General features: G+C 29.5%; 7 protein-coding genes. 5 read left to right on the forward strand and 2 right to left on the reverse strand.

Annotated features, from left to right (window positions below; genetic code table 11):
- The first annotated feature begins 305 nt into the window (after positions 1–305).
- Positions 306–935: an HAD hydrolase-like protein gene (locus ACTCDL_RS12495; protein ID WP_463177135.1), complete on the forward strand. Its 630-nt coding sequence runs from the start codon at positions 306–308 to the stop codon at positions 933–935.
- Positions 936–1,015: 80 nt separating this feature from the next.
- Positions 1,016–1,912 carry an MBL fold metallo-hydrolase gene (locus ACTCDL_RS12500; RefSeq protein ID WP_463177138.1) on the forward strand — a complete coding sequence of 299 codons (897 nt, stop codon included), beginning with the start codon at positions 1,016–1,018 and terminating at the stop codon, positions 1,910–1,912.
- Between the two features lie 203 nt (positions 1,913–2,115).
- On the opposite strand, the gene ACTCDL_RS12505 is transcribed toward ACTCDL_RS12500, so the two are convergent.
- Positions 2,116–2,544 carry a bacteriohemerythrin gene (locus tag ACTCDL_RS12505; RefSeq protein WP_463177140.1) on the reverse strand — a complete coding sequence of 143 codons (429 nt, stop codon included), beginning with the start codon at positions 2,542–2,544 and terminating at the stop codon, positions 2,116–2,118.
- A 574-nt stretch (positions 2,545–3,118) separates the two neighbouring features.
- On the opposite strand from ACTCDL_RS12505, the gene ACTCDL_RS12510 reads away from it, so the two are divergent.
- Together ACTCDL_RS12510 and ACTCDL_RS12515 are read left to right on the forward strand one after the other, a co-directional pair.
- Positions 3,119–4,213: a GGDEF domain-containing protein gene (locus tag ACTCDL_RS12510; protein ID WP_463177145.1), complete on the forward strand. Its 1,095-nt coding sequence runs from the start codon at positions 3,119–3,121 to the stop codon at positions 4,211–4,213.
- Between the two features lie 117 nt (positions 4,214–4,330).
- Positions 4,331–6,406, forward strand: a complete 2,076-nt coding sequence (locus ACTCDL_RS12515; RefSeq protein WP_463177149.1) for a bacteriohemerythrin — start codon at positions 4,331–4,333, stop codon at positions 6,404–6,406.
- A 78-nt stretch (positions 6,407–6,484) separates the two neighbouring features.
- Here the strand turns inward: ACTCDL_RS12515 and ACTCDL_RS12520 are convergent, their stop codons facing one another.
- Complete coding sequence (locus ACTCDL_RS12520; RefSeq protein ID WP_463177151.1) at positions 6,485–6,733, reverse strand: AbrB/MazE/SpoVT family DNA-binding domain-containing protein; 249 nt, start codon at positions 6,731–6,733, stop codon at positions 6,485–6,487.
- A gap of 298 nt (positions 6,734–7,031) precedes the next feature.
- On the opposite strand from ACTCDL_RS12520, the gene ACTCDL_RS12525 reads away from it, so the two are divergent.
- Positions 7,032–8,015 (forward strand): hypothetical protein (locus tag ACTCDL_RS12525; protein ID WP_463177153.1); only part of this gene is annotated, 984 nt, incomplete at its 3' end.

Raw genomic sequence — 8,015 nt, forward strand, 5'->3', positions numbered from 1 at the left:
CGTGAGTGGGTGTGTGAGTGTGAGTAAACCCCAATAAAAAGAAGTTTTACACACACTCACACTCATAGCTCACACTCGACACAAAGTGTCGCACTATCTTTCTATTGTTTCATTCTAAAGCTGGATGACTATATTCTAAGGTTTCTGGTTAAAAGTAATAAATTAATTATTTGTTTTTTATATCTATTAAGAGAATATTTGCTTAATCATGGTATACTAAAAAGGTTATTAGAGTGGTAGTAAAGAATGTATAAAGAGTTGGGGTAATTTTTAATAATATAGAATACTGATAAAGGAGTATAGTTATGACTAAATATATAGCTTTTGATTTTGATGGAACTTTAGTTGATTCACAGGATATTGCTATCTCGGTTGTTAATCAACTTGCTAAAAAACATAATTTTAAGCCTATAGAAGAGCAGGATATTGATTATTTAAAGGGATTATCGGTTCTTGATAGATGTAAATTTCTGAAGGTTCCTGTATATAAGCTTCCTTTTTGGGCACCAGAATTTTATAGAATTTATAAGGAATCTATAAAGCATCTACTCTTTTTTGATGGAGTTAGCAATTTATTAAAAGAACTAGGAGCGATGGATTATAAGTTAGCTATTATATCATCTAATTCAGAGAATATTATCAGAGACTTTTTAAAGAATAATCAGATAGATAATATTGACCAAATCTTCTGTTCAAGTAATCTTTTTGGTAAGGATAAGGTTATTAAAAAATTCTTAAAGAAAAATAAGTTAAAAAATACTGATTTAATCTATGTTGGAGATGAATCTAGAGATGTGATTGCCTGTAAGAGGGTGGAGGTAGAGGTGATTTGGGTAAGCTGGGGGTATGACTCTATGGCTACTATACAAGAAGAGTCACCAAATTATATTGCTAAAGAACCTAAGGATATCCTGGAGATAGTAAAATCTTTATAAGCTTCAATTTTAAAAAATATAAGTTAGTCTACTTTAATAATGAAAATAGATAAGTTAAAAACTTAGAAGGAGGATCGATAATGAAGTTAAAGCAGTTGACAGATCAGGTATACTATTTAGATGCACTTACAAATATTGGGCTGATTAAAGATGGAAATGAGGCGATCTTAGTTGATAGTGGTTTAGATGATAGTGTGGCTAAGAAGATATTAAGAATTTTAAAAGGTAACAACTTAATCTTAAAAGCAATTATCAATACCCATTTTCACGCAGACCACTGTGGTGCTAATAATTATTTACAGCAGGAGACTGGGGCAGAGATTTATGCTTATAGGATTGAATCGGCTATTATCAATTATCCTTATCTTGAGCCTTTATCCTTCTTTTCTGGAGCAAATCCAATCAAGGATTTAAAGAATAAATTCTTAATGGCAAAGAAGTCTGTAGTAAATCATGTACTAGAAGAGACCAATATAAAGTTAAAATTTGATACTCTTGAAGTAGAGATAATCCCCTTGCAAGGTCATTCAGTAAATCAGATTGGGGTTGTAGCAGATGGAGTCTTATTTTGTGGTGATTCAATCTTCTCCCAGAAGGTAATTGATAAGCATAAGCTACTCTTTTATACAGATATCGAAAAGCAAAAGGCTACTTTAGAGTTTTTAGCTGAGACTAATTATGATTTTTATCTACCATCCCATACTAAAGTTAGTACTGAAATTAGAGAGCTGATTAAAGTCAATCTTGACTGTATTAATGAGATAGAAGGGGTAATTTTTAAATTGTTAGAGTCTTCTAAAAGCACTGAACAACTATTACAAGAGACTTTAGATTACTACCAAGTTCAGATTAAAAGTTTACAACAGTATCACTTGATGAAGACCTTAATTATGGCTTATCTCTCATCACTTTATAATAATGATAAAATTAAATTAGAACTGAGAGATAATTACTTATATTGGAAGAGGACAAATTAAGAAGAGCATAGTAGTATTAAAATAGATAGCAAAGATAAAATTCAAGTAGAGGTAGTTGTTTATTCAACTTTAATCAATGAAGATGATAATTTAGCTAGTATATCAAAGAAGGTAGTCAATAAGACTAATTTTGCTAAATAATAATTTAATATGGTAATTTAGTAAATATAAAAAGCTAAGGCTCTTTTAAAAGCCTTAGCTTTTTACTTAATATCATGAGTTTGTATATATTCACTGATTAAAGTGTCCTCTTCAGCAATATGATTTATCAACCAGTTCATTATCTTATCTTTAATTATTTCAATTAATTCATCTATACTCTCTTCTTCATTTAAAAACTTATATTTGATTTCAGTAATCTTGTTGATAAAGTTATGATGAATCTCTTTATGGCGTTTATATCTAGGATAATTATATTTTAGCTGTAAACTCTCTTCATCATTGAAATGGGTTACAAAATAATCGCTTAAGAAGTAAAATAGTTCTTCTACCGTTTCTGTTGTCTTCTCCTGATCTTTTTTATTTTCATCTAATTTTTTTAAAAAAATATTTGTCTGTTTAAATATTTCTTGATGCTGTTTATCAATTAATTCAATACCAATATTTAAGTTATTTGTCCAGCTGACGAACATATAATCCCCTCCCATTAGATTAACCTATAATACTTTTTCTATGAGTAGAATTAATTTCCTGCTAATATTTTAAAATAATAAGGTTGTGATTGATTTGTAATTGATTTGTTAATCTTTAGATAGAAGGCAGTGTTATTATATAAGTAAGGAAAATATATAACAGAAAATTTTGTAGATATTATTGGGGATCCTATCATAGGAGGGAGTAGGGTCTCCTATAGTATTTATAAAAATAACTAAAAATTATGATAAAGTAGTATAGGTGCGTGAATTTAAAATGAAACTTAATGGATATAATGCGACACTTTGTGTCGAGTGTGAACTATGAGTGTGTGTGTGAGTAAACTACCCTCTCTTAAATCCTCTTCCTGATAAGGAGAGGACTTTAACTTCTTTCTCTAAATCTTTTCTTGTATTGATTTTAATAGGAAGAACCTTAATTCAATATATCAATTTACACCAATTAATAATTAAAAAAACTTAGAACTTAGTTGTCTTAATTTATCAAATACTTAGCTGATAATCTTTTATATAGCATTTAAATGTATAATTTATTAGCAGGGGATGTGATTTAATGTTAATTACCTTTTTCCATAATATGACCTTGATTATCTCATATACCTTTTTAATTGTAAGGTTTAAAAGATTTGTTATTAATCAAGAAAAAGGTTTATCTCTTTTTATTTGGACATTGCCTGTAACAGTTGGTCTATTAGCCTCTTTATTAATGTTTTTTTCTGTTAAATATAAGGATATGATATTTGATTTAAGAAGTGTACCTATCTTTCTAGCTACCTATTTATGGGGATGGAAGATAGGAGTTTTAAGTATTATATTACCTGGGGTTTATAGATTCTATCTGGGAGGATCTATTGTCTGGTATGGAATTGCTTTTGATATATTAATGCCCTTTATAGTAGGAATCTTTTTTAGTATATATAAATCTCTTACGCCTAGAATCAGAATGGTGAAGGTAGGGATGGCCCTATTTGCATTTACTTTCTTTCATTTATTAAGATTTATCTTAGAGAGATTGACATTAAAATTGCCTTATTATCCATCCTTTAGGATTAATTTCTTCTTATTAATCTTCTCATATCTATCATTGATTGGCATGATGCTAATAATTAATGATAGCAATAATTTAATCTTATTATACAGGAAGCTAAATTTTAGAGCTGATTATGATCAAATGACTGGATTACTAAAACTAGATTCTTTTAAGCGAAAAGCCGAAGAATTTATAGAAGATAGCATGTCGATTGTGATGGTTGATATTGACTTTTTCAAGGAATATAATGATAATAATGGCCATCTTAGAGGTGATGAGGCTCTTAGAACTGTTGCTCAGCTTCTTAAGGATAGTGTAAGGGTAGATGATTTTGTAGCTAGGTATGGGGGAGAAGAATTTATTATCTGTTTAGCAAATTTGAACAATATACATGAAGCTGTTACTATTGCTCAAAGGTTTAGACAAGAGATAGAAGACTATTCTTTTGAAGGTGAAAATGGACAACCTAATAATAAGCTAACTATATCTGCTGGTATTAGCTATGCTAATAGAGTTAATTCTCTAAAGAATTTAGAACATTTGATTGCTAAGGCAGACCAAGCATTATATTATTCTAAAAGTAAGGGAAGGAATATGGTCTCTCTATCTTCAAATTAAATATTAGTACCTTCTTTGCTAAGAGAATATTATTATATTAGAAATTATGTATTAAAAGTTTTTATTCTAAATTTATGGTATTTTAATTTTTTAGCAGATTATGGAGGAGGAGATATAATGAAATTATTCAGAGATTTGAGCATAAGGTATAAAATCCTATTTAGTTTTGGTTTAAGTCTAATAATTGTTTTATTGATGATTGCTGGGGTCTTTATCTTTGAATTTGATAGTTTTGCTGATCACATACATAATGGTGTAAAAGAGATGTTATTGAATTTAGAAAGGGATAGAATACAGAATGTAGTAGAAATAACAGCCCTTGAATTAGCCAAAGAGTATCAACAGCAGAAAAAAGACCTTTCTACTAAGAATTTAAGAGAGTATATTGCAGACCAGAATGCTAAAGTCAGGTTTGGTGATGCAGGATACTTTTTTGTTTATGATTATAAGGGGGATACAATCTCTCTACCAACTGATCGTTCAAAAGAAGGTACTAATCGTTTGAATTTACAAGATAGTGAAGGTAAGTATATATTAAAAAATTTAGTAGAAGTAGCAGAAGATGGTGGTGGGTTTGTAGATTATATCTATTTAAATCCAAATACAGGTCAAAAAGAGAAGAAGTTTGCCTATGTTAAGCCAGTAAGAGGAACTAATTGGTTTGTAGGTTCAGGTAGTTATCAATCTATTGTTGATGCTAAGCTAGAGCAGATTAATCAGCTGATTCTTTCTTTTCAAAAAGTCTTAATTGGAGTTACAGTAGGAGTCTTCATTTTAGCAATTATCATCATGGCTTTAATTATAGTTAAGCTTTCTAATTATATGCAGAGTATGTTACTAAGATTAAAATCTGGGATGAAAGAAGTTGGAGATGGAAATTTGAATATTGAGCTAGAGGTTGACAGTAAAGATGAATTTGGGGAATTATATGGTAGATTTAATAAGACTGTACAGGAGCAGAAAGCATTAATTACAGAACTATTGGATAATTCTCAGAATTTATCAATTTATAGTAATACCCTCTCTTCTAGTGCAAAAGTGGTTAATACTTCCATTGAAAATTCAGCTTATATGATTGAGAATATTACTGCTGGAATAGAGGAGATTTCTGCTAGTGTAGAAGAGGTAACTAGCTTTGCCCAAGAGTCTAGTGCTCAAACTGATGAGGGTCGCCTAAATATGGAAGAGACGGTAGAGATAATGAATCAGATTTATGAACAAGTAGAGAGTACCGTTGAGCTATTGAATGAGTTGTCAAATAACTCCAATGAGATTGGTAATATTGTCGATTTAATCAATAATATTGCTGAACAGACTAATCTATTAGCCCTTAATGCAGCTATTGAAGCAGCAAGAGCTGGGGATCATGGACGAGGTTTTGCAGTGGTAGCAGAGGAGATTAGACAGTTAGCTGAAGAGACCTCTAAAGCTACTGGTGATATCAGTAAATTGGTTCATAAGACACAATTAAATTCTAAAGAGGTAATTAATTCTATAAATAAGATGGAAGATAAGGCTTTAAAAGGTCAAGAAGTTACTCAAGAGACCAATCATATTTTTAATCAAATTGGTGATGCTAGTGAGCAGACAGCAGAACAGATTTCCCAAACTGCTTATGCTACCCAAGATTTAGCTAGTAATGCTAACAGTTTGATGGAATCTTCATCTAATATAGAGGGAATGTCTAAAGAAATCAGTAATTCTGCAAAGAAATTAGCAAATATGGCAGAAAGTATGAAGGTTAATATAGAGAAGTTCAGTTTGGGTGAGGTTACTAATGGAATACAATGGAATGATCGTTTTGCTGTAGGAGTAGAGCAGATAGATAGTCAACACCAGGGTATCTTTGAAAAGGCCAACTATCTATTAGATGCTTGCCAAAATGATAGTAGCCAAGGAGATATTAAAGAATCTTTAGATTTTCTAGTTGATTATATAGATAAACATTTTAGGGAAGAAGAAGGAATTCAAAGAAAGTACCAATATCCAGATTATGAACGCCATAAAGGAATTCATGAAAGGTTTGAAGATAAGGTTGGAGAGTTTAGACAAAATTATAGGAATGGTCAGATTAATAAGAATTCTTTGATGAAATTAAATGAGGTAGTAACAGGATGGCTAATTGAGCATATTAAAAAGGAAGATCAACGTTTAGCTCAACATATTAACTCTTATAATGATAATTTAGAGTAAAATATGAACAAGAGTATATTTTTAAAAAGCTGAGTAGATAATTTAAATTATCTACTCAGCTTTTTAGATTTCTAAAGATTAACCAACCTTATCAGTTATCTTATCTAAGCATTCTTGACAGACAATTTTATTTTTGAAGTTAATAGTATGATCAGCATTACCACAGAAGGTACAAGCTGGTTCATATTTTCTAAAGATAACTTTATCATTATCTACATAAATCTCTAAAGGATCCTTTACATCAATTCCTAAAGTTCTACGTAATTCAATTGGAATAACTATTCTACCTAATTCATCTATTTTACGTACAATGCCAGTTGCTTTCATGATATTACCCCCTTTTATATTTTTTAATTTATTTTAGTTGGAGGGATGTTAAAAAAGTTAATTATTTAATCTTAATACATATATTATCTTTATTAATTTAATTATAACACAACTAGTAATAATTATCAATATCGAAAAGTAAAAAATTAATGTAATTGATTTGTAATAAGAATATGCTATAATGATTAGGTTATAATATTGAATTATATTTATCGAAAATAAGAGGTTTCTTATATAAAAACTACAATTATTATAATAATTGTAGTTTTTATATAATTGGTTGAGGAGGCATGTTTAGATGAATAAGATACTAACATTAAAGTCACAATATACACTACCAAAATCTAATAATATACTTTGGAAAAATAAAAGATTATGGTCTAAATATGAATTTATTAAAGAGTGTCCGATTACAGTTATAAAAGCAAGTTTAGGATATGGAAAAACGACTAGTTTACTGGGTTATCTACAAGATAATTGGGATGAAGCTCTTTATCTATATTCGATTAGAAGGGGTAAGATTGATGAAAGTGAATTTTGGATTAATGTACTAGAGGTTTTAAAGTATAATAATTCTAGATTAGATGATAAATTAATTTATTTAAAAGAATCCTTTATAAATCAAGAGATAAATTTAGATGCTTTAGTAGAAGAATTGATTAAGTTAATTCAGCAGTTAAGCACTAATATTATTTTTGTAATAGATAACTTTGATAGAGTCTGTAGAAATAAAAACTTGTTGGACAATCTAGTCTGGGTTATTGATGAATTACCAAAGTCATTTCACCTTGTATTGATAAGTCGAAAGAACTTTAATCTAGCAAAAGAACTTTATTGGAAGGCTATTGGAGCTTTATTGGAGATTAAAGAAGATGATTTGCTTCTTGATAATCAGCAGTTAAAGAATTTTCTAGCCAGTAAGTATAATTTGTCCTTAGCAAATGATCAAATAAAAGAGCTTAATGATTGGGCTCAAGGATGGATAACTGGAGTTGATATGGTAGCTAGAAGTATTGTTTTAGGTATAGAATTTGAAAAGGCTTTTTCTAAGAAGAATTTAAAGCTTCTATTTGATTATTTTCAATCTGGCTTATTAGATGAAATAAAGGTAGATGGGAAGTTTAATCAATTTTTGAGTAAGACTAGTGCTCTACAAGAGTTAGATATTGAGATAGTTAATCAATTATTAGGAATAAATAATAGTCAGGATATATTAGAAGAACTGATTGATGATGGATTCTTAATCGAAGGAGTATCTAATGGCTGTCTCTTATACACATCT

The organism is Orenia sp. (genome assembly GCF_055140805.1).